The 19845-nt window shown below is 63.0% G+C and carries 14 protein-coding genes and 1 pseudogene; 9 read left to right on the top strand and 6 right to left on the bottom strand.

The genetic code is table 11. The features are described from left to right. The 3 genes from ACIPOO_RS12935 to ACIPOO_RS12925 form a co-directional block, all read right to left on the bottom strand. The gene (locus tag ACIPOO_RS12935; RefSeq protein ID WP_400607319.1) at positions 1-513 is read right to left on the bottom strand and encodes a curlin; all 513 of its coding nucleotides are present in this window, start codon (positions 511-513) and stop codon (positions 1-3) included. Between the two features lie 83 nt (positions 514-596). Beyond that, a complete protein-coding gene (locus ACIPOO_RS12930) occupies positions 597-2858 on the bottom strand; it encodes an Ig-like domain-containing protein (protein ID WP_400607316.1) in 2262 nt (753 codons plus the stop codon). 36 nt (positions 2859-2894) lie between these two features. After that, the gene (locus ACIPOO_RS12925; protein ID WP_274130711.1) at positions 2895-4292 is read right to left on the bottom strand and encodes a hypothetical protein; all 1398 of its coding nucleotides are present in this window, start codon (positions 4290-4292) and stop codon (positions 2895-2897) included. A 479-nt stretch (positions 4293-4771) separates the two neighbouring features. Between ACIPOO_RS12925 and ACIPOO_RS12920 the strand changes: the two genes are divergently transcribed. The 3 genes from ACIPOO_RS12920 (at position 4772) to ACIPOO_RS12910 (ending at position 8260) form a co-directional block, all read left to right on the top strand. Continuing rightward, the gene (locus tag ACIPOO_RS12920) at positions 4772-6241 is read left to right on the top strand and encodes a sensor histidine kinase (protein WP_274130890.1); all 1470 of its coding nucleotides are present in this window, start codon (positions 4772-4774) and stop codon (positions 6239-6241) included. Further along, positions 6216-7682, top strand: coding sequence for a sigma-54-dependent transcriptional regulator (locus ACIPOO_RS12915; protein ID WP_400607313.1), 1467 nt, complete (start codon positions 6216-6218; stop codon positions 7680-7682). The genes ACIPOO_RS12920 and ACIPOO_RS12915 overlap by 26 nt, the downstream gene beginning before the upstream one ends. A 101-nt stretch (positions 7683-7783) precedes the next feature. Then, positions 7784-8260: a Dps family protein gene (locus ACIPOO_RS12910; protein WP_400607311.1), complete on the top strand. Its 477-nt coding sequence runs from the start codon at positions 7784-7786 to the stop codon at positions 8258-8260. A 44-nt stretch (positions 8261-8304) separates the two neighbouring features. Here the strand turns inward: ACIPOO_RS12910 and ACIPOO_RS12905 are convergent, their stop codons facing one another. Beyond that, on the bottom strand, positions 8305-9735 hold the full coding sequence (locus tag ACIPOO_RS12905; RefSeq protein ID WP_274130717.1) for a mechanosensitive ion channel family protein: 1431 nt from the start codon (positions 9733-9735) through the stop codon (positions 8305-8307). Between the two features lie 285 nt (positions 9736-10020). Between ACIPOO_RS12905 and ACIPOO_RS12900 the strand changes: the two genes are divergently transcribed. From ACIPOO_RS12900 to ACIPOO_RS12890, 3 genes are read left to right on the top strand one after another with little or no spacing between them, the layout of a single operon-like run. Beyond that, on the top strand, positions 10021-11556 hold the full coding sequence (locus ACIPOO_RS12900) for an ATP-binding protein (RefSeq protein WP_400607309.1): 1536 nt from the start codon (positions 10021-10023) through the stop codon (positions 11554-11556). A 16-nt stretch (positions 11557-11572) separates the two neighbouring features. Then, positions 11573-12187, top strand: coding sequence for a response regulator transcription factor (locus ACIPOO_RS12895; RefSeq protein WP_400607307.1), 615 nt, complete (start codon positions 11573-11575; stop codon positions 12185-12187). Then, positions 12184-14238, top strand: coding sequence for an ATP-binding protein (locus ACIPOO_RS12890; RefSeq protein ID WP_400607305.1), 2055 nt, complete (start codon positions 12184-12186; stop codon positions 14236-14238). Before ACIPOO_RS12895 ends, ACIPOO_RS12890 begins: the two co-directional genes overlap by 4 nt. Positions 14239-14417: 179 nt before the next feature. Here the strand turns inward: ACIPOO_RS12890 and ACIPOO_RS12885 are convergent, their stop codons facing one another. Next, a complete protein-coding gene (locus tag ACIPOO_RS12885) occupies positions 14418-15065 on the bottom strand; it encodes a phosphohydrolase (protein ID WP_400607303.1) in 648 nt (215 codons plus the stop codon). A gap of 214 nt (positions 15066-15279) precedes the next feature. On the opposite strand from ACIPOO_RS12885, the gene ACIPOO_RS12880 reads away from it, so the two are divergent. Next, a complete protein-coding gene (locus ACIPOO_RS12880) occupies positions 15280-15792 on the top strand; it encodes a helix-turn-helix domain-containing protein (protein WP_274130725.1) in 513 nt (170 codons plus the stop codon). A gap of 6 nt (positions 15793-15798) precedes the next feature. Here the strand turns inward: ACIPOO_RS12880 and ACIPOO_RS12875 are convergent, their stop codons facing one another. Then, positions 15799-17118, bottom strand: coding sequence for an OprD family porin (locus ACIPOO_RS12875; RefSeq protein ID WP_400607300.1), 1320 nt, complete (start codon positions 17116-17118; stop codon positions 15799-15801). Positions 17119-17395: 277 nt separating this feature from the next. Between ACIPOO_RS12875 and ACIPOO_RS12870 the strand changes: the two genes are divergently transcribed. Together ACIPOO_RS12870 and ACIPOO_RS12865 are read left to right on the top strand one after the other, a co-directional pair. Next, complete coding sequence (locus tag ACIPOO_RS12870; protein WP_274130726.1) at positions 17396-18316, top strand: LysR family transcriptional regulator; 921 nt, start codon at positions 17396-17398, stop codon at positions 18314-18316. A gap of 1095 nt (positions 18317-19411) precedes the next feature. Then, a pseudogene (locus ACIPOO_RS12865) lies at positions 19412-19687 on the top strand (phage infection protein); the annotation flags it as partial. Positions 19688-19845 lie beyond the last annotated feature (158 nt).

The raw sequence follows: 19845 nt of genomic DNA, 5'->3' as shown, positions 1-19845 counted from the left end.
TCAACGAACTTGACGAACTTCTACGCTCTGGCCATTTCCAGACTGACTGATGCTGCTCTGCAGCCCGCTGCCTGCCTGTTCGATGCTGGCGCTGTTGTTGGCGCCCCGTTGCGAAATTGCTGCCTGATTGTCCGAGCCGGTCTGGGTGATCCGCGCCTGGTTGCCCGAACCCTGCTGGCTGATGTACGCCGTCAGGTCGCTGCCCTGTTGCAGGATGAACGCCTCCTGGGCACTGCCGACCTGCACGATGTTGCCCACCAGCGAAGTACCGTTCTGCGACAGGTTGGCGACGTTGGCGTTGCCCTGTTGCAGGATGCTGGCCTGCTGGCCACCGACGAAGGTGCCGCCCGGAAAACTGACCGGCGCACCGAGTTCCGAACCGCCGCCCAGCTCGTCACCGCTCAGCTCGTCGGCCTGCACCGACAGCCACGGCGCTAGCAGCACCAGCGCCATCAGCGCCTGGCACAGAACGGCCGGACGAGCGAACCGCGAACCCGCACATATCAGTGACATGCTGTTCTCCTGTCCCCGGTCACCGGCTGGCGACCCGGGACGCCTGGCCCGCCTGCGTCTTCACACAGACGGGCCGTACTTCATCAACGAACGGTGATCGGCAGTGTCCGGACCGTGCCCTTGGACGAGGTGGCGGTCGCGGTCGGGTTGGTCGCCCGTGGTGCGATGGTGTTGACCACCGAACTTCTCCAGCGCCCGGTCACGGGGACCGTCACGCGATCCAGCTCCTGCACGCCCGTCGGGGTGGTGACCGTGATCACGATGGTGTTGCCCGTGGTCACGGAACTGGTGCCCGAGATATCCCAACTGAACAGGGCGCCACCGCCACGCACCTGGACTGCGGCCGAGGTGATGGTCAGGGTCTCGTTGCCAGCCGGTGGCGCAGTGACCGAGATGTTGACCGTGGCAGGTGTCGACAGGGCTCCGAAGGAGTCAGCGGCCTGGTAGGTGAACGTCGCGGTGAACGGCGCGGTAATGGTGGCCGGCGGCGTGTAGGTCACGGTGGTGCCGTTGGTGGTCACGGTGCCGCGTCCGACAGCAGGCTGGGTCAGGTTGTTGACGGTCAGCGGTACGTTGCCTTCAGGGTCGGTGTCGTTGGCCAGTACGTTGACCACCAGCGGGCTGCCCGCCAGGGTGGCGCCGGTATCGGCACCGGCAACCGGTGGACGGTTAGGCGTCACGGTCACGCTCACGGTCGCCGGGGCCAGGGATTTGAGCCCTTTGCTGTCCACGGCCTTGTAGGTGAAGGTGGCAGTGAGCGGCGCGTTGACCACGGCAGGCGGTGTGTAGACGATCGATGTGCTGCCGTTCAGCGCGACGGTGCCTTGGCCTGTGGCCGGTTGGGTCAGGTCGCTGACGCTCAGCGGTACATCGTTGTCAGGGTCGCTGTCATTGGCGAGCACGTTCAGCGTCACAGGGACACCAAAGCCGGTACTGCCGCTGTCGTTGACGGCCACAGGCGGCTGGTTGGGCCCGGTATTGGGCGCCGTGCCGACCACGACCACCGCTTCGGTGTCCTCGCCGCCGCGTGCCGATTTGACGGTGATGAAGGCCGGTGGCTGCGACAGGTTAGGCACGGTCAATTGCTGGGTGACGCCGGACTTGGTCATCGGGCCGAAGCCCTGGGCAATCATGTCGGGCACTGAAGTTTCGTCACTGGACGTCGCTTGCAGGGTCAGGGTGTGGTTGCTCCAGGCGTACTGCGCGTTAATGATTTTCACCACGTCCACCAGCTTGGCCGACACCGCCGTTGGCTTGGTGGTGCCAAGCGGGTTGGTCGCGGTCAGGATCACGAACGGCGGCAGCGTCTGGGCCGAATGGGCCACGAAGAAATTGCCGTTGTTGTCGCCCAGCATGTTGAATTGGCAAGGTGAAGCCGGTGTGCCGGGGATCAGCGCAAGCGTCTCCCGGTAGCACAGGGCTGAGCTGTTCGGGGATGAGGCGAACAGCTCCACGCGAGTGCCGGAACCGTTGCGGCTGTAAGTGCCGCGACGGACTTCGACCGGGGTTTGCACCCGTGGGTCGCGCACCTTGCCGCTGACTGTGAAAAGGTTCTGGATCAGCGTGCCGGCAGGGCCTTCGATTTTCACGAAGTTGGTGCCGAACGGGCTGCCGGTCACTGCTTCTGGCACGTTGGGATCGCCCAGGTAGGTGTTCTGCGCGCCGGTTTCCGGGTCGATTTCGGTGTAGGGGCCGCCGACGCCCTTGACCCACGGACCGAGGTTGCCGGTCAGCGCGCCGCTGAAATCGCCAGGCGCACCGATGCCGATGTCACGGGTGAGGTTGATCGCGCGCCGCCCGGTGGTGGTGACGTTGAAAGTATCTACGCCGTAGGGATGGGTCACGGTGTAGGTCCCGGGCCGTCCGGCCGGGATGTCGATGCGCATGCGAATCCGCGCAAAGCTCTGTTGCGAGCCGTCGGTGGGCGGATCGGTGGCGAAGGCCGCTTCCACGCCTGCGGTGTAGATTTCAAGTCCGTAGCCGGCAATCGGGCTGACGTTGGTTTTGAGCTGCGCCTGTAGCAGGTACCAGAACATCTCGTCCGGGAAGTTATCCGGGTAGACCATGGGGAACGCATCGTCGTACAGACCGGGCACCGCACCGAGCGTACACATGTAGGCCGGTGGAACGGTGGCCGCGACCCGCGAGCTCACTGCGCGGGACTGGCACAGCTCAAGCTCCTGGGAGCCCGGTGTTGCGGCGGGCAGGTCGCGATACCACTGCGGAAAACGTCCTGTGGCGACGGTATAAGGCCCAGGGTCTACCGCATCGAGGGCGGCAACTGCCGCGTCGCTCACTGCGATCAGACTCATGGCGCCGAAAATCAGACTTGGCCAACTGTTCATGTTGCCTCCAGATTCGAGTGCAAGGAGTGGTTGCGATCAGGGAACGATCACCACTTCTTCGGTATCGCTGCCGCCATTGGATGAAGTCACCGTGACCTTCGCCGGTGGAATGGGCGAGATGTTGGTGGTCAGGGTGCGGACCGTGCCGGTGCTGCTCAGCGCGCCAATGGCGCCGCCGGAACTGCCGCTTGCGGTCAGGGTGACGTTGCCGGTTTCGTCACTGCTGCTGGCGGCCACGGTGATCTGGCCGTTGCTCAGGCTGTAGGTAGCGGTGCTGATCTTCACCAGGTCCGTCAGGGCGTGGGGCACAGTGGTCGGCGTGCTGGTGGCAATGGCCAGGTGGTTGTCGGCGGTGACCTGCACGTTGGCAGGCGGGCTCGGATTGGCCGTGGACTGGCCGTACCAGGCGCCGGTGGCCGTGCCTTCGGTCATCGGGACAGTGGCCGCCGAGGTGTCTGCGTACTGCGCAGTGCCCGGAGGTGGCGGTGCCAGGGCGAACACGTCTTCCTGGGCCTGGACGCCGGTTGTGCCGGGGCCGCCATTCTTGCGGGTGTAGTCGGCGCGAGGCACCACGACCGGGGTTGGCCGCACGACCGTGGACAGCTTGCCGGTGATGCCGAACACGTCGGTGCGCACGTCCAGGCCGTTGGGGCCCTGTACGCGGACGAAGTTGGTACCGAACGGGCTGCCGGTCACTTGCTCGGTCAGGTTCGGGTCGCCGATGTACTGCGAGGCGATCCCGGTGGTCGGGTCGGTTTCGGTGTACGGGCCGTTGACGCTGCGCAGGAAGGGGCCGACATCGCCACCCAGGGCGCCGGTGAACACGCCGGGCGAGGTGATGCCGATGTCCCGGGTCATGTTGATGGCCTTGATCCCGTTGGCGCCGCCGTTACCGTTGCCGTTGCCATTGGGCACGGGAGGATCGACGGTGAACACTTCCACACCATAGGGGTGGGTAATGGTGTACACGCCGGGCGCCGCGTTCATGCGGATGCGGATCCGCGCGAAGCTGATCTGATCGTTGGGCGCAGGGTCGCCGCCGCCGAACGCCGCCTCCAGCGCCGCGGTGTACTTGAGGTTGAGCGTGGTCGCCCCGGCCGTTGGAATGGCCGCGTCCGCGAGAAACCAGAAGGCCTCGTCGGGGAAGTTGGTGGGGAATACCATCGGCTGGTTGTCATCGAACACACCGGGCGCGACGGCCAGGGTGCACATGTACGATGGAACGCCGGGGGTGGAAGGCACCCTTGAACTCAGTGCCTTGCCAAGGCACAGGTCCAGGGTACGACCGTGGGTGTCCTGGTACCACTGGGCGAAGTTACCGATCTGCGGACTGTAGGGGCCAGGATCAACCGCAAACAAGGCGGCCTGGGCGGAACCGTGAATCGCTGCGATCAATGACAGCAACGTTACGGCGTGGGTCAGTTTGCTGGGCATTTGTCTTCCCTCTCGCAATGAACCGTGCCTCTGGCGTGGGTCGGACGGAGCGTCGGTTCCAGGAGGCTGAAAGCCCTAGCGCAACTTCTGTACCAGAATCTCAAACACACCCCGAAAGCCTTGATTCAAAAGGCCTCTGGCATTTTTATGGGGTAGTCGGGCGGGGCGTTTTACAGGTCAGGCACAAGCAGAGTGGGGCGCTCTCCCCACTGTTGGGGAAAGGCTGGGGAAGGGGGCAGTCCGTGGGGCGCAAAAAGTCGGACGGACGGTTTGCGTTCAACAAAGTTCAACGCTTTTCTGAAAACTGCTTTGCCGATCAGGGACTAAGCGCCGAACGGTCATGTTCAGTGGTGGCTTACTGATATCAATCGCCGCGTAGGTCGATGAAATGCAGCTATCTTAATGACTGTGCTTACGCTATACCGACTTTAAAAAACGTGTCCGGGACGGTTGTCATGGGATCTGTAGGACGCAACGAAATGCTGACCCAGGCCAGCATCAAAGAAATCGAAAAGAAGCCTCGCCCTCCCTTCAATCTGTTGCGTTGGTTCTCCATCGTCAGCCTCCTGGTGATCGCCTCGGTGGCCATCGGCCTGGGCCTGATCTCCACCCGTTTCGTGGTCAGTGAAGCGGTGCAGCGCGACTCCTTGCTGACCTCCCAGTTCGTCCACGCCATCGCTTCGGCCGAGATCCGCCACGCAGAAATTCCCACCAGCCGCACCATGGCTGAACTGCTCGACACCCGCCGCGACCTGCCCGTGGCCGACGTCGATCCAGAGACCCGGCGCAAGTCCCGGGACGAGTTTCTCGACCACATTTCTTCCTTGCCGGATGCCTTGCTGGTCAACGTCTACGCACCGGATCGGGTGATTATCTGGTCCACCAACCCGGCCCTGATCGGCAAGGCGATCCTGGGCAACGACGACCTCGAAGCCGCGTTCCATTCGCGCCAGCGCACGGGCACCGCACACCACGAAACCCAGCGCCGGCAGAACGAACAGAAATTCCTCAACCCGCCGGATTACCTCTTTATAGAGAACTACATTCCGCTGTTCGACGCCGAAGAAAAGGACGTGCTGGCCATCGTCGAAATCTACAAGGAACCCAAGGACCTGATCGCCAGCATCGAGCGCGGCTACGTGGTGATCTGGGTGTCCACCGGGCTTGGCGGCATGATCATTTACCTGGGGCTGTTCTGGATCGTGCGCAGGGCCTCGCGCCTGCTTGAATTCCAGCAGCGCCAGTTGATCAACAGCGAGAAGTTCGCAGCCTTGGGCGAGATGTCTTCGGCGGTCGCCCACAGCCTGCGCAACCCCCTGGCGACCATCCGTTCCAGCGCTGAACTTGCCCTGGAAGTGGTCGACCCTGCTGCGCAGAAGAACATCAACGACATCATCAACCAGGTTGACCGTATGTCGAAGTGGGTACGCGAATTGCTTCTCTCGTTGCGACCGATCAGTGGCGAGTCCGAGGCGGTGGATGTGGTGGCGTGCATGCAGGATGTGTTGCAGTCCTATGAACAGCAGATACGTCGCGCCAACATCCAGGTCGAGTTCGCGCCGCAGCCGGTTCCGATGGTGATCAGCCAGCGCATTCTGCTGGCGCAGATTCTCAACAGTCTGATGGCCAACGCCCTGGAGGCGATGACCAAGGACGGCAAGCTTGTGATCGACATCCAGGCAGAGCCTGCTCGCGGTCGGGTCTACCTGACCGTCGCCGACAACGGCAAGGGCATGTCCCGGCAGCAGGAGGCGATGGTGTTCAAGCCGTTCTTTACCACCAAACAGGGTGGGCTTGGCGTGGGGCTGGTATTGGTCAAGCGGATCATGGAGCGCTTCGCCGGCAAGGTCTCGTTGACCAGCCGGGAGCAGGAAGGCACTCGCGTGAAGCTGACTTTCAAAATTGCGGCAGGAGGGGGAGTCGATGGAACACAGCATACTCGTGGTTGAAGATGACGAGCTCCTGGCCAGTAACATCCAGACCTATCTGGAGCGTCGGGATTTCGAGGCGCGGGTCTGTCATTCGGCAGAAGACGCGCTCAAGACCCTCCAGACCTGGCGGCCAGACGTGGTGCTCACCGACAACTCATTGCCGGGCATGAGCGGCCATGAGTTGATCAACGCCTTGAAGCAAAGCGCGCCGGACCTGAAGCTCATCATGATGACCGGCTACGGCAACATCGAAGACGCGGTCACGGCGATGAAGGAGGGCGCCTTCCATTACCTGACCAAGCCTGTGGCGCTGCCGGAATTGAAGCTGTTGCTGGACAAGGCACTGGCCGCCGAACGCCTCGAGCGCACGCTGTCGTTCTATCAGGACCGCGAAGCCAAGCATTCCGGGTTGCAGGCGCTGATTGGCGACTCACCTGCCATGATGACGGTCAAGGGCGTAGTCACTCAGTTGCTTGACGCCGAGCGACGCATGACCAGCAGCGATCTGCCGCCGGTACTGGTCGAAGGCGACACCGGCACCGGCAAGGAACTGATCGCCCGCGCCCTGCATTTCGACGGGCCGCGCAGCAAGGGACCGTTCGTGGAATTCAACTGTGCGTCGATTCCGGCCCACCTGATCGAGGCCGAGTTGTTCGGCCATGAGAAGGGCGCGTTCACCGACGCCAAGGATCGTCGCACAGGGTTGGTGGAAGCCGCCGATGGCGGCACGCTGTTCCTGGATGAAGTGGGTGAAATGGACCTGTTGCTGCAGGCCAAGCTGCTCAAGCTGCTGGAAGACCGCACCGTGCGCCGCATCGGCTCGGTTAAAGAGCGCAAGGTCGACCTGCGGATCATCAGCGCCACCAACTGCAACCTCGAACAGATGGTGCAGCAGGGCAAGTTCCGCCGTGACCTGTTCTTCCGCCTGCGGATCATCTCGATCAAGGTGCCGCGTCTGCAGGCCCGTGGCGATGACGTGATCCGCCTGGCGCGACACTTCCTGCAGATGCACGGCAAGCGGTACGGCAAGAGCGATCTGTATTTCAGCAACGAAGCCGAGCACCTGTTGCGCAGCTACAGCTGGCCGGGCAACGTGCGCGAGTTGCGCAACATGCTCGAGCAGACGGTGCTGCTGACCCAGACCAACTGCATCGCGCCCCATCAACTGGGCCTGTGCATGAGCCTGATGGACGAACCCATGAGCCCGATGCCGTTCGTGCCGCACCTGGTGCCCAACACGCATTCTCACACACCTGCGCATCCGCAGTCGCATTCGGTCGATGAGGGGCTGGGCAACATGAACCTGCCGGAAGTCGAGAACGAGATGGTGCGCAAGGTGCTGGACAAGACTGACTGGAATGTCACCAAGTCTGCGCGGCTGCTGGGGCTGACCCGGGACATGTTGCGCTATCGGATCGACAAGCTGGGGCTGACCCGGCCGGACCGTACCCAGTCATAGTGATTGTCGATGGTTGCGATTGGTATGAGTGATTTCAGCTATTGAGTCATGCTCCCTAGAATGGTCACAACGAAACGCGACACAGACCACAGGGAGCAAACATGGCTATCGAAATCGGTATCAACCAACAGGATCGCGCAGAAATCGTCGAGGGTTTGTCGCGGCTGATCTCTGATACGTACGTGCTGTACCTCAAGACCCACAACTTCCACTGGAACGTGACCGGGCCGATGTTCCGCACGCTGCATTTGCTGTTCGAAGAGCAGTACACGGAGCTGGCGACAGCGGTTGACTCCATCGCCGAGCGTATTCGCGCACTGGGTTTTCCGGCACCGGGGACCTACTCGACTTACGCGCGGTTGTCTTCCATCGAGGAAGAGCCGGGGGTTCCGGCGGCTGCCGACATGATTCGCCAGTTGGTCAAGGGGCAGGAAGCGGTGGTACGTACGGCCCGTGGGCTGTTCCCCTTGCTGGAAAAAGTCAGTGACGAGCCAACGGCGGACTTGCTGACCCAGCGCATGCAGGTACACGAAAAGGCCGCGTGGATGCTGCGCTCGCTGCTCGAGGCGGATGCCTGACAGCGGTTGCCTTCAAGACCGCCGACGCCGGCAAGCCGGACTCCTCAGCGCTTCTGCAACCACCCCAGAAAATTGCTCTTCTTGATCGCCACCGGCTTGCGCAGCAACACGTGCTGGCTGCTCTGCTGACGAATCGCCTGAAGCTTGTTCAGCGCGGTGGTGATTTCGGCTCGTTGCTCCATGGCGCTGCGGGTCGCGGCCTTGTCGATGCGGTAGATCACGCACGAGGTGATCGCGTTGAACCGCCCCTCCGACGGTGTATCCGCCAGCACGCTCTGCTCACCCATCACCTCGCCAGGCCCCATGCGCCCGGCTTCGACCATGGTGCTGCCGTCCGGCACACTGGCCGACACCACGCCCGTGGCGATCACATACAACCCGTCAGTCACCTCACCCAACTCAATGATGGTCTGCCCGGCAGCGTATTCGCGGGCGACCATGGTTTGCGCCAACTGATTCTTCTCCTCGGCCGTGCTGGTACGAAACACCTTCACCTCATCGAGCAGTGCGCGCGGCCGAGACACGGCTTCAGCGGTGGTCTCTGATTGCCAGGCGATACCCGCCGCTTCCAGATGCCGGTAGGCTAGGTCGAACAGCAGGTTGCGCACATCGCTCTTGGTCGACAGATCGCTGATAAACCCCGTCACGGCATATTCGATGGTGGTGGGGCTGGTGTCCTTGACCACGGCGCGAGGGCGGGGCGTCTGCAACAGTGCGCTGCAACCCTGCAACGCCCGCTCCAGCGCATCGAGCACCCGGCGCGGGCGGATGTGCGGCGACATCATGATGTTGATCGACACCCCATGAATGTTGACCGGCCGGCTCAGGTTGACGATCTTCGCCTTGGCCGCCACCGAGTTGGGAATCACCACCATGGTCCCGACCCCGGTCAGCAGGTGCGTGGCACGCCAGTCGATGTCCATGACCTTGCCCTCCATGCCGTCGATGGAGATCGAATCATCGACCTGATACGGCTTGGTGGTGTTGAGGATGATCCCGGAAAACACGTCGCTCAAGGTGCTCTGCAAGGCCAGGCCGACAATGATCGCCATCGCCCCCGATGTCGCCAGCAGGCCCTTGACCGGCAACTGCAAGACGTAACCTGCGGCCGCGACGATGGCGATCAGGAAGATCACCGCACCGATCACCTCCTGCAACAGGCGGCCACTGTGGCCGACACGCCCGGTCAGCAACAGCCCCAGCACCACGGTCAGCGAGCGGGCGGCGTAGACCCACCAGACGATCGCCAGCGCCGTGGCGCCGAATTGCAGCGCGCTGTCGTCAGGCCAGTTGGGCGCCTCCAGCGGGCTGACCCCGGCATTGATGATGACCAGGCTGTAGGCGACGAACAGGCCCAGGCGGGCGCCCACCTGGGCAATCCGGCCGCGCTCGGCGAGCAGGTGCCAGGCCACCACGTCAGCGAGCAACAGAAGCAGGCTCCAGGCCAGCGAGTAATGGGGAACGACTGTCGACATTGGGTGATATCCGCTAGAGGTATTCTGGCCGCTGTGGCACGCGGGGATGGTAGGGACAGCGGGGGCGGGCTGTCTATAACCGATGGTGCATGGCCCAGGCTCGCTGCTCCATTACCTGCCGGTAACTACCCCTACAGGTAATATCCATGTTCATGTTTTGCTGGTTAGATAGGCACTGAATGAGAATGGATCAGCTGCGTTGCAACCGGCTCGCGGGCGTCTGCCCGTGGCTGTGTTCAGCGGTTCAGGGGCGTGCTTATCCACTTAAAGGACTGTGTGAACAACATGATCAGTGTCGGTCAGGCTACCGTCTCCCTGGAGTCGCGAGACGTTTTCAAAGACGGCGTTGCCCTGCGCATTGGCACTCGCGCGTTCGATATCCTTGAGCTGCTGGTACGCCATCAGGGGCATCTGGTGACCAAGGAGCAGATTCTGGAGCAGGTCTGGCCGGACACGGTGGTCGAGGAGAACAACCTGCAGGTGCACATTTCGGCCTTGCGCAAGGCGCTGGGCAGTGATCGTGACCTGATCCGCACAGTGCCGGGGCGCGGCTATCTGTTGCTGGCAGGCGAGTGCAGCGGTGGCGACGGGACGCCGCCGTCCCCGGCCAACCCCGTGCAACCGCCTTCTTTCAGCAACATCCGGCTGCCGGCCGCCGTCGAACTGGTGGGGCGCCAGGCGCTGCTCGCTGAGATCGACACCGCGCTGAGCGATTCTGCAGCGTTGGTCACACTGATCGGCCCCGGCGGTGTGGGCAAGACCAGCCTTGCCGTGGCCTTGGGCAGGCAACGGCTGGAGACGGGCTCCATGCCTGTCTGCTTCGTGCCCTTGGCGCAGTTGCAATGCCGCGAATCAGTGGCCCGGGCGCTGGGCACTGCGCTGGTGGTCGAGCGCCTGCAACCCGAACTGCTGCAGCAGGCTCTGATCGAACATCTGGAACGCAACCCTGGGCTGATCATCTTCGATAACTGCGAGCACCTCATCGATCAGGTGGCCGAGCTTGCGCAAACCTTGCTGCTGGCCGTGCCGTCGGTGCGCATCCTGGCCACCAGCCGCGAGCCGCTGCGCATTGCCGGCGAGCGCAGCCTGCGGGTGCCACCGCTGACATCCCCCGGACCTGAAGCCGGCCGCGAGGCGATTCTGGGCAGCGGTTCGGCGCAACTGTTCATGCGTCACTGGCGCTCGCTGGATTGCCAGATCGCCGCCACCCCTGACGCGGAGCTGGACGATTACAGCGTCGATCTGGTGGGCGAAGTCTGCCGTCGTCTGGACGGTATTCCGCTGGCGCTGGAAATGGCGGCCGCACGGGCGTGCGCCCTGGGCCTGTTCCAGTTGATTCAAAGCCTGGACGACAGCGTCCATTTGCTGTCAGCCAGCCTGCGCACCGCGCCGCCGCGTCAGCAAACCCTGCAATCATCACTGGCCTGGAGCTATCGTCTGCTCAATCAGGAGGAACGCACGGTGCTGCGGCTGCTGGCCGATCTGGACGGGCGTTTCACCCTTGATCAGGCCTGCACGGCGCTCGAGTGCGCAACCCTGGGCCGTGCCTGCATCATGGATTGCATGGTGCGCCTGGCGACCAAATCGATGCTGATGGTCACGGCGCAAGGGCCGTTCCGCTTCTACCGGATGCTCAGCGCAACCCGCGCCTGCCTGCGCACCGGCCATTTGCACGAGCTGGAAGGCCAGACGCTGCGGCCCGACCCATACACCTTTGATCCGCCCGCGACCCTGGCAAGCCTGCAGTCGGTTCGCGCTGTGCCAAGCGGCCCCGACGGGTATCATGCCCGGCATCAGAAAGCATTGGCGGCTGCCCGCTGAACCGACGGAAGCATTTATGAGAGCGACACCCAGGGTGTATGTGGTCGACGACGACGCGGCCATTCGCACTGCGCTGATGCGCCTGCTGAGCTCCGAAGACATCGCCTGCAGCGCCTTCGACAGCGCCGAGGCATTTCTTGCGCAGCCGGTGGAGGACGCACCCACCTGCCTGTTGCTGGACGTCAACCTGGCCCAGGGCACGGGGTTCGACCTGCAGGATGAACTGCTCGCCCGGGGCCTGCATTTCCCGATCATCTTCATGACCGGCTACGGCACCATCGCCATGTCGGTAAAGGCCATCAAGGCCGGCGCCCACGAATTCCTCACCAAGCCCTTCGAGCCCGAACAACTGCTGGACCTGGTGCGCGAGGCGCTGGCCAATGACGCCGCCAATCTGTCCGAGCGATGCCTGACCAGCACCGTACGCGAGCGCTTCAATACCCTCACTCCGCGAGAGAAAGAGGTCATGGCACTGCTGGTCACCGGCCGGATGAACAAGCAGATCGCCGTGGAGCTGGGCACCAGCGAAGTCACGGCCAAGGTCCACAAGAAGCACGTCATGACCAAGATGTGCGCGCGCAATGTCATCGAGTTGCTGAAGATGCACGAGCGTCTGGAAGTCGTCGCGTGACCCACCGTTCCCGCGGGGCGGCCCAGCCGCTGACGCTGCTGTCGGGCGTCGAAAGCCCGTTGCTGGTGCTCAGCGATCCGTCCGCTCAGCCCTTGTATGTGCGGGCCGACGAACCGTTCTCCGTGGAGCGCTTTCTGGATATCGCCATCGGTGCGGCAGCGGCGTTGTCCCAGGCCCACGTCAGCGGCCTGCTGCATAGGGACATCAAGCCTGGCAATCTGCTCGAAGGCGCCGATGGAGTGGTGCGCCTTACCGGCTTCGGGTTGAGTGTGCAGGCCCATCCTTCCGGGCACATGCCGGTGTCCGATTCGATCTGCGGCACCCTGGCGTACATGTCGCCGGAGCAGTCGCGCAAGGTCGAGCGGCGTGCCGACCAGCGCAGCGACCTCTACTCGCTGGGCATGACATTCTACGAGTGGCTGACCGGGCGCCTGCCGTTCGAGGCCCGCGATGCCGTGGAGTGGGTGTACTGCCACATCGCACGCCAGCCGACGGCCTTGAACCTTTATCGGGGGGACATCCCGCCAGTGCTCTCGCAACTGGTGTTCAAGCTGATCGCCAAGAACCCCGATGAGCGCTACCAGAGCGCCGCCAGCTTGCTGGCCGACCTGCGCACCTGCCGCTGCCAGTGGCGGCAGTTCCAGGACATTCCCGAACTGACCCTGGGCCAGTCGGCGGGGGATCCGGTTGCGCACCGGCCCGCGCTGTGCGCACGGCTGTCTGACGAGGAAGCAGCGGTTGTCTCGCGCAGCTCCATCAGCATTCCCGGTGGGCAGGACACCCTGGATTTGTCTTCGGTGATGAAGGCCGCCCAGGCCCTGAGCGAGGAAACCGATCAGGACCGGCTGATCGAAATGCTCATGAGCACCACCATGATCCACGCCGGGGCGCAGCGAGCGCTGCTGATGCTGGTCAAGAACGATGCGCCGCAGATCTGCGCATTGGGCCAGGGCGATGACACCGGGCTGCAGATCGAGCTCACGCAGATGGTCCCCACCAAGCTGCACTTGCCGCTGTCGATCCTGTATCGGGTGATGCGCACCCATCAGCGTCTGTTGATCGATGATGTGCGGGCGGATGCCTATTTCGGCGCCGATGAGTACCTCAAGGACCAGGAGGTGCGTTCGGCGGTCTGCCTGCCGTTGCTCAAGCAGCGCCGGCTGATCGGCGTGCTGTATCTGGAAAACAACCTGACGCCTGGGGTGTTCACGGCCAGCCGGGCAGGGGTGCTGGAGCTGTTGGCCGGGCAGGCGGCGACTTCGCTGGAAACCGCACGCCTGCATGACCAGTTGCTGCGGGAAAACGCTCGCCGTCAGGACATTGAAACCGCGCTGCGCACTGCCCGGGCAAGGCTTGCCCAGGTGTCCCAGGCGACGATGATGGGCGAACTGGCGGCCTCCATCGCTCACGAGATCAACCAGCCGCTGGCATCCATGGTGTCCAACGCCGCGGCGAGCCTGCGCTGGCTCAATCGCGAGACGCCGCGGATCGGCGAGGCGCTATCGGGCCTGCACGACATCGTCCAGGACGGCAAGCGCGCCGGAGACATCGTCAGGGCCTTGCAGTCACTGGCGCGCCAGGATGCGCAGCACCGTCGCGCGCTGCAGATCAACGACGTGATCCGCCATGTGGTTGCGCTGACCCAGGCGGAAGGCGAGCAGCAACGGGTGCTGATGACCACCGACCTGACCCGCTCGCCGCTGCAGGTGATGGGCTCCAGTGTGCAGTTGCAGCAGGTGGTGTTGAACCTGATCGTCAATGCGCTTGAGGCGATGAGTCCTGGCGATCACGTGTTGCGCCGGTTGTCGATTGCCAGCCATGCCGTGGCGGAGGAGTACCTGGTGGTCAGCGTGGAAGACACCGGCCCCGGCGTCGAGGCCGAGCACCTGGGCAAGGTGTTCAACGCATTCTTCACCACCAAGGACAAAGGCATGGGCATGGGCCTTGCGATCTGCCGCACCATCATCCACGCCCACGGCGGGCAGTTGTACGTGATGCCCGCGCGGTTTGGCGGGACGACGTTCGTGTTTACCTTGCCAGCGGCGGCGTAGCAGCCCGGCTTGCCGGCGTCGGTGATTTCAAGTCCGCCATCGCGGGCAAGCGCGCTCCTACAGGTTGAGGTGTCCGGCCGATATCGTTCATCCAACCCAATCCCGTAGCAGTCCGGCTTGCCCGCGGGAGCGATCTTGAGGACGCTACGCCGGCAAGTCGGACTGCTACGGGCTCGGAATCACGGCCAGCGCGCATCCAGTAGCTGTTTGCAGAATCCGTCCACTTTCATCTGCCGGTCATGAAACGTCAGCACATCGGCGTTCACCGTCCCCGAGGTACTTTGCGGGCGATGCATCTGGCCCAGCGCCAGGGTGTGCAGCAGCTTGACCTTGAAGCCAGGCTCATGGGGCAGGGCACTGAGGATTCGCGCCAGCGTATCGGGGCACAGCGTCTGGCAATGACGGCCCAGCAGATCGGCCTCCACCGCAGTAGCTAGCAGCGCAGTCAGTGCCGGTTTGTGCCGGGCGATTCCGGGCGTGGTGTGCAGGGCGATCGCATCCCAGACCCCGTCGATGTCCTCGCGGGAGCGCCCGAACCCGCGCAGGAATTCCGCCGCCGCATCCGCGCTGTCCACCTCGAAGCGCCGTTGCGAGTGTCGGTAGAGCGCCGTCACGCCGATGCGCAGAAAAAGCGCGCCAACGTACAGCAATTCCGGGCTGTAACGCAGTTCTCGTCCCTGACCCAGCAGGCTCGCGAACACAAAGGTACGCAGGGCCGAATCGAACAGCAGCCCGGACTGGGTGTCGCGCATCAGCTCGGTCGCCGCGCGTGCCATCGCGCTGTTGGGGATCGAGACGCCAGCTATGTATCGGGTGGTCACTTGCATCCCTCGCAGCGAACCTGCCTCGGAAAATTGACCATAGCGCTCACCGCCATGATCGTCTTTGTGCTGCACCTGAAAAGTTCTGAAAGCGTCTGCAACGGGCTCTTGAGACGGGTGACGTTATTAACCATTCAGAACATTTAATGCCTCAGGAAGGACTTTAAGGTGGTGCCCGCCCAGACTCCATGAACCGCCCTGATAAGCTGGAGAGCCCGAAATGAACGCCATGAACCCTTCACAGTTTCGCTCGCTGCTGGCCTCCATGCGTTCACTGCTGGGCAGTGAGCAGGAGTTGCTGGACCAGGTCGTTCACGAGCTGTCGGTGTATCTGAATCCGGTCGACGAACAGCCCGAACCTGACGCCTCGGCCGACCGCGTGGCGCTGTCGCCCTGGCAGGAACGCCGCGCCAAGGAGTTGATGGCCAGCCAGATGGACAAGGGCCTGTCGATTGCCCAGGTTGCCAATGAGTGCTCCCTGTCGCGTAGCCATTTTTCCCGCGCCTTCAAGAAAAACACCGGCCTGTCCCCCCGTGACTGGTACCTGCAACTGCGCCTGGACAAGGCCAAGGGCCTGCTCGGCGATTCGGCGCTGACCATCTCGCAGATCAGCCTGGATTGCGGCTTTGCCGATCAATCCCATTTCACCCGGGTGTTCACCCGTGAAGTGGGTATCACCCCGTTCAACTGGCGCCGCTCCATGGCCGGGGCGCCAGCTTGCTGCGCGCAGTGATCGGGCTTACTTGAGCAGGTCCAGCGGGTACTCCACCACGATATACAACCGGTCGATATCGTCGCCGCCCTGAGCTGCGTTACCCCGGTGAGCGACGTGGGAAAGGTTCAGCGACAGGTCCTTGGCCGGACCCGACTGCACCACATATTTCACATCGATATCCCGCTCCCAGTGTCGCCCGCCCTGGCCCTGGATCGGCTGATACCGCCCCGTCACCTCATCGAACGGTTGATAGACCGCACCCTGTGGCGCGTGGGTGCCGTCGATCTGGCTGCCGCGCACGTAGCGGGTCATGAACTTGAGCCCCGGCACGCCGAATGCACTGGCGTCCAGGTCATAACGCAGCTGCCAGGACTGTTCGTGGGCGCCGTTGAAGTCGGCGTACTTGATCGAGTTGGCGAGGTAGATCGAGTCGCCACCGACGAAATCGAACGGCGTGTCGCCATCTATCTTCTGCCAGCCCAGGGTGAACGCCTGGACGCCCACGCTGTACCGCGCCGAGAGGCTGTAGGCGGTGTTGTCGATTGCGCCAGCGCGGGCGCTGCCCTGATCCAGGGTGCGGTACAGATTGCTGTCCAGCAGCAGGGCACTGTTGTCCGAAAGCACGTTCAGGTAGTGCAGGTTGCCGTAGTACTGTCGCCAGGTGTCGGTCAATTGGGAGGCGTAGACCGAACCGCCCAGCGGTTCCTTGCCGGTGGTTTCGACACCCGCCAGGCTGATGGCGCGACCCCGTGTGCTGGCGCCGTATCCGTCGAAGTCGCCTCTGGACGTCGAGGCATTCTGATTCTTGAACGCGTTGAAGTGTCCGGCCACCAGCTTCAGACCGTCGATGTCTCGGCTGTCGAGCAGCAGGCCCGTCGCATACTCGGGTTGCAGGCGTTTGTCGCCAGTGTCGAAAACTGGCGTCTCGACTTCCATTTCGCCCACTTTCAGGGTGGTCTTCGACAGCCGCAGTTTCAGCGCGGCGCCGGCATCGGAATAGTCGCTCTCGGCACGGCCGTCGCTGTCCAGCGGCAGCAGCCCGGCGCCTGCATGGCCGCGACCGCCGTCGAGTTTCAGGCCGTAGAAACCATGGGCATCGACACCCACACCCAGGGTGCCTTGGGTGAAGCCCGAGTGCAGGTTGGCGATAAAGCCCTGGGCCCATTCCTGGCGATAACTCTGGTCCCGTTGCCCGGTTCGGTAGTCGTTTTGCAGGAAGAAATTACGCGACAGGACGTCAAGCGAGGTGTCGGCCAGAAAGCCATGTTCATCGTCGGTGGCGGCCATAAGGTCAGGGGAGATGGCGACCAGCGCCAGGGTCAGAACGGATAAGCGGCTTGCCATGGATCGGCCTTATTCAGAGAGCGAAAGCAGGGTGCCACTCTGTCAGGCATCGGCGATGCTTGAATTGATGCGCTGTGCTGATTTTAGTCAGTCAGTGCTGTGCAGCGATCCGGGGGCGTTTTCAAAGCGCACATTCGTTCAATTCCTCACGCGGCTAGGCGTGTATACCTGCGCAGGCTGGTTCGCGAAAATCCCGGTTCAACGACGCCGTTGCAAAGGATATGCTCATGCCCGCTCGCCGCTTCGGCATCCTCCACGCTGACCACGGAATGACTCAATGAATCGCAACGACCTGCGCCGCGTCGACATGAACCTGCTGGTGATCTTCGAAGCCCTGATGTTCGAACGCAACCTGACGCGGGTGGCCGAGAAACTGTTCATGGGCCAGCCGGCGATCAGCGCGGCCCTGGCGCGGTTGCGCGACCTGTTCGACGACCCGTTGCTGCTGCGCAACGGCCGGGCCATGGAGCCCACCGCGCGGGCTCTGGACATTCTCAAGGAACTCAAGCCTGCGCTGGATACCATTTCCGGTGCGGTGAGCCGCGCCAAGGAGTTCGATCCCTCCACCAGTTGCGACATCTTCCGCATCGGGCTCTCGGACGACGCCGAGTTCGGGCTGTTTCCGCCGCTGCTGACCCGGCTGCGGGAAGAGGCGCCGGGGATCATCGTGGTGGTGCGTCGGGCCAACTTCCTGTTGATGCCGGCACTGCTGGCCTCGGGAGAGATTTCGGTCGGCATCAGCTACACCACCGAATTGCCGGCCAACGCCAAGCGCAAGAAACTGCGGGATATCGGCGTCAAGGTGCTGCGCGGCGACAAGCGTCCGGGCACGCTGACGCTGGATGATTACTGCGCAAGGCCGCACACCATGGTGTCGTTCTCGGGGGACCTGTCGGGCAACATCGACCTGGACCTGGCCAAGGTCGGGCGGGCGCGCAAGGTCGTGGTGGCGGTGCCGCAGTTCAGTGGCTTGCGGGCGTTGCTGGCGGGCACGGAGCTGATTGCCACGGTCCCGGATTATGCCGCCTGTGCCTTGGTGGAAGGCTGTGCGCTACGCGCTGAAGATCCGCCGTTCGCCATCGAGCCTGCTGAGCTGTCGATGGTCTGGAGCGGCGTCCACGACAACGATCCGGCCGAACGCTGGTTGCGTTCGCGAATCACCGAATTCATGTCCCAGGAAACCCGGCCAATGCCGTGAGCCTCCCGGCATCCGCTGGGGCTTAGATATGTTCGGAAACAGTCGCTGCGTTGACCAGGTCGTACAGGGCAAATGCACGGTTGACCAGGAACACGGTCACGACGGAGAGGACGGCAGCGTTAATCAGGTGGATAGTCATGGCGATGGTCCTTTGAGCTGAATGGGGGATGAGCAAGTGATGGCGCGATGTTACGCGACCCTCTGGAAAGCTGAAGACAATCGTCTTTATGGTCGTCATTAACGGTAATGATGGGGGGCTGCAGCGGCTCTGGAACGCACCTCCCGTAGCAGCGCAGCTTGTCGGCGGGAGCGTATGTCGTTGAGAAACCAGTCGCCTGACACACCGCTCCCGCCGGCAAGCCGTGCTGCTACGGTCCGTGTGACATCCACTATTGTTACCGAAACGCAACTAATCGCCCGGACATCAACTAGCGCCAACTTGCACAATCGTGCTTTTCCATGGCGCTCGTCGAACTAATGGCGAACTAGCGGCTCGAAAATCTTGTGGTGAAAACCCTCCACCACCCGGCGGATTGTCCCGCAATCCCGGGCACGAATCGCTCTTTGGGACTACGCTGAACCCGTGCATCCAAACAGCGTTATCACCGCGTGCCATTTAGCGTGGTGTGTTAGCGGGTTGGCCGAGTGCGCGACTCAGGGAAGTTATCGTCGTTCGTTGTCAAATAACGGTCTTTCATTGGTTCAGGAAAGCAACCCCGGGCATTTCGCTCGCATCAACCGACATGACATCTGGAGCAATCGGTTATGAAGAGACAATTGATTATGGGCCTGACGGTTTCCGTGCTGGCTCTGGGTGTGTCCGCTGCATGCGCGGCCGACGAAGTGAAGGACAGCAAGACTGTCGCCGAGTACGGTTCGGAGAAAGTCGGACCGAACCGGACGGCATCCGACGGTGCGGACCATGTCGGCGCCAACGCAACGGCCTCCGATGGCGCGGATAATGTTGGTGCCAACCGCATGGCCTCGGACGGCGCGGATAATGTTGGTGCCAACCGCATGGCTTCTGACGGCGCGGATAAAGTCGGTGCCAATCGTGTGGCGGCCGATGGCGCAGACAAGGTCGGTGCCAATCGTGTGGCTTCTGATGGCGCAGACAAGGTCGGTGCCAATCGTGTGGCTTCTGATGGCGCAGACAAGGTCGGTGCCAATCGTGTGGCTGCCGATGGCGCAGACAAGGTCGGTGCCAATCGTGTAGCGGCTGATGGCGCAGATAAGGTCGGTGCCAATCGTGTGGCTGCCGATGGCGCAGACAAGGTCGGTGCCAATCGTGTGGCTGCTGATGGCGCAGACAAGGTCGGTGCCAATCGCGTTGCAGCCGATGGCGCAGACAAGGTCGGTGCCAATCGTGTGGCGGCCGATGGCGCAGACAAGGTCGGTGCCAATCGTGTGGCTGCCGATGGCGCAGACAAGGTCGGTGCCAATCGTGTGGCGGCTGATGGCGCAGACAAGGTCGGTGCCAATCGCGTAGCAGCTGATGGCGCAGACAGAGTCGGTGCCAATCGCGTAGC

The organism is Pseudomonas sp. NPDC090201 (genome assembly GCF_044746825.1).
GTDB lineage: Bacteria > Pseudomonadota > Gammaproteobacteria > Pseudomonadales > Pseudomonadaceae > Aquipseudomonas > Aquipseudomonas putida_AD.
Note: the sequence above shows the minus strand (reverse complement) of the source record. Positions and strands in the feature narration are given on the sequence as shown.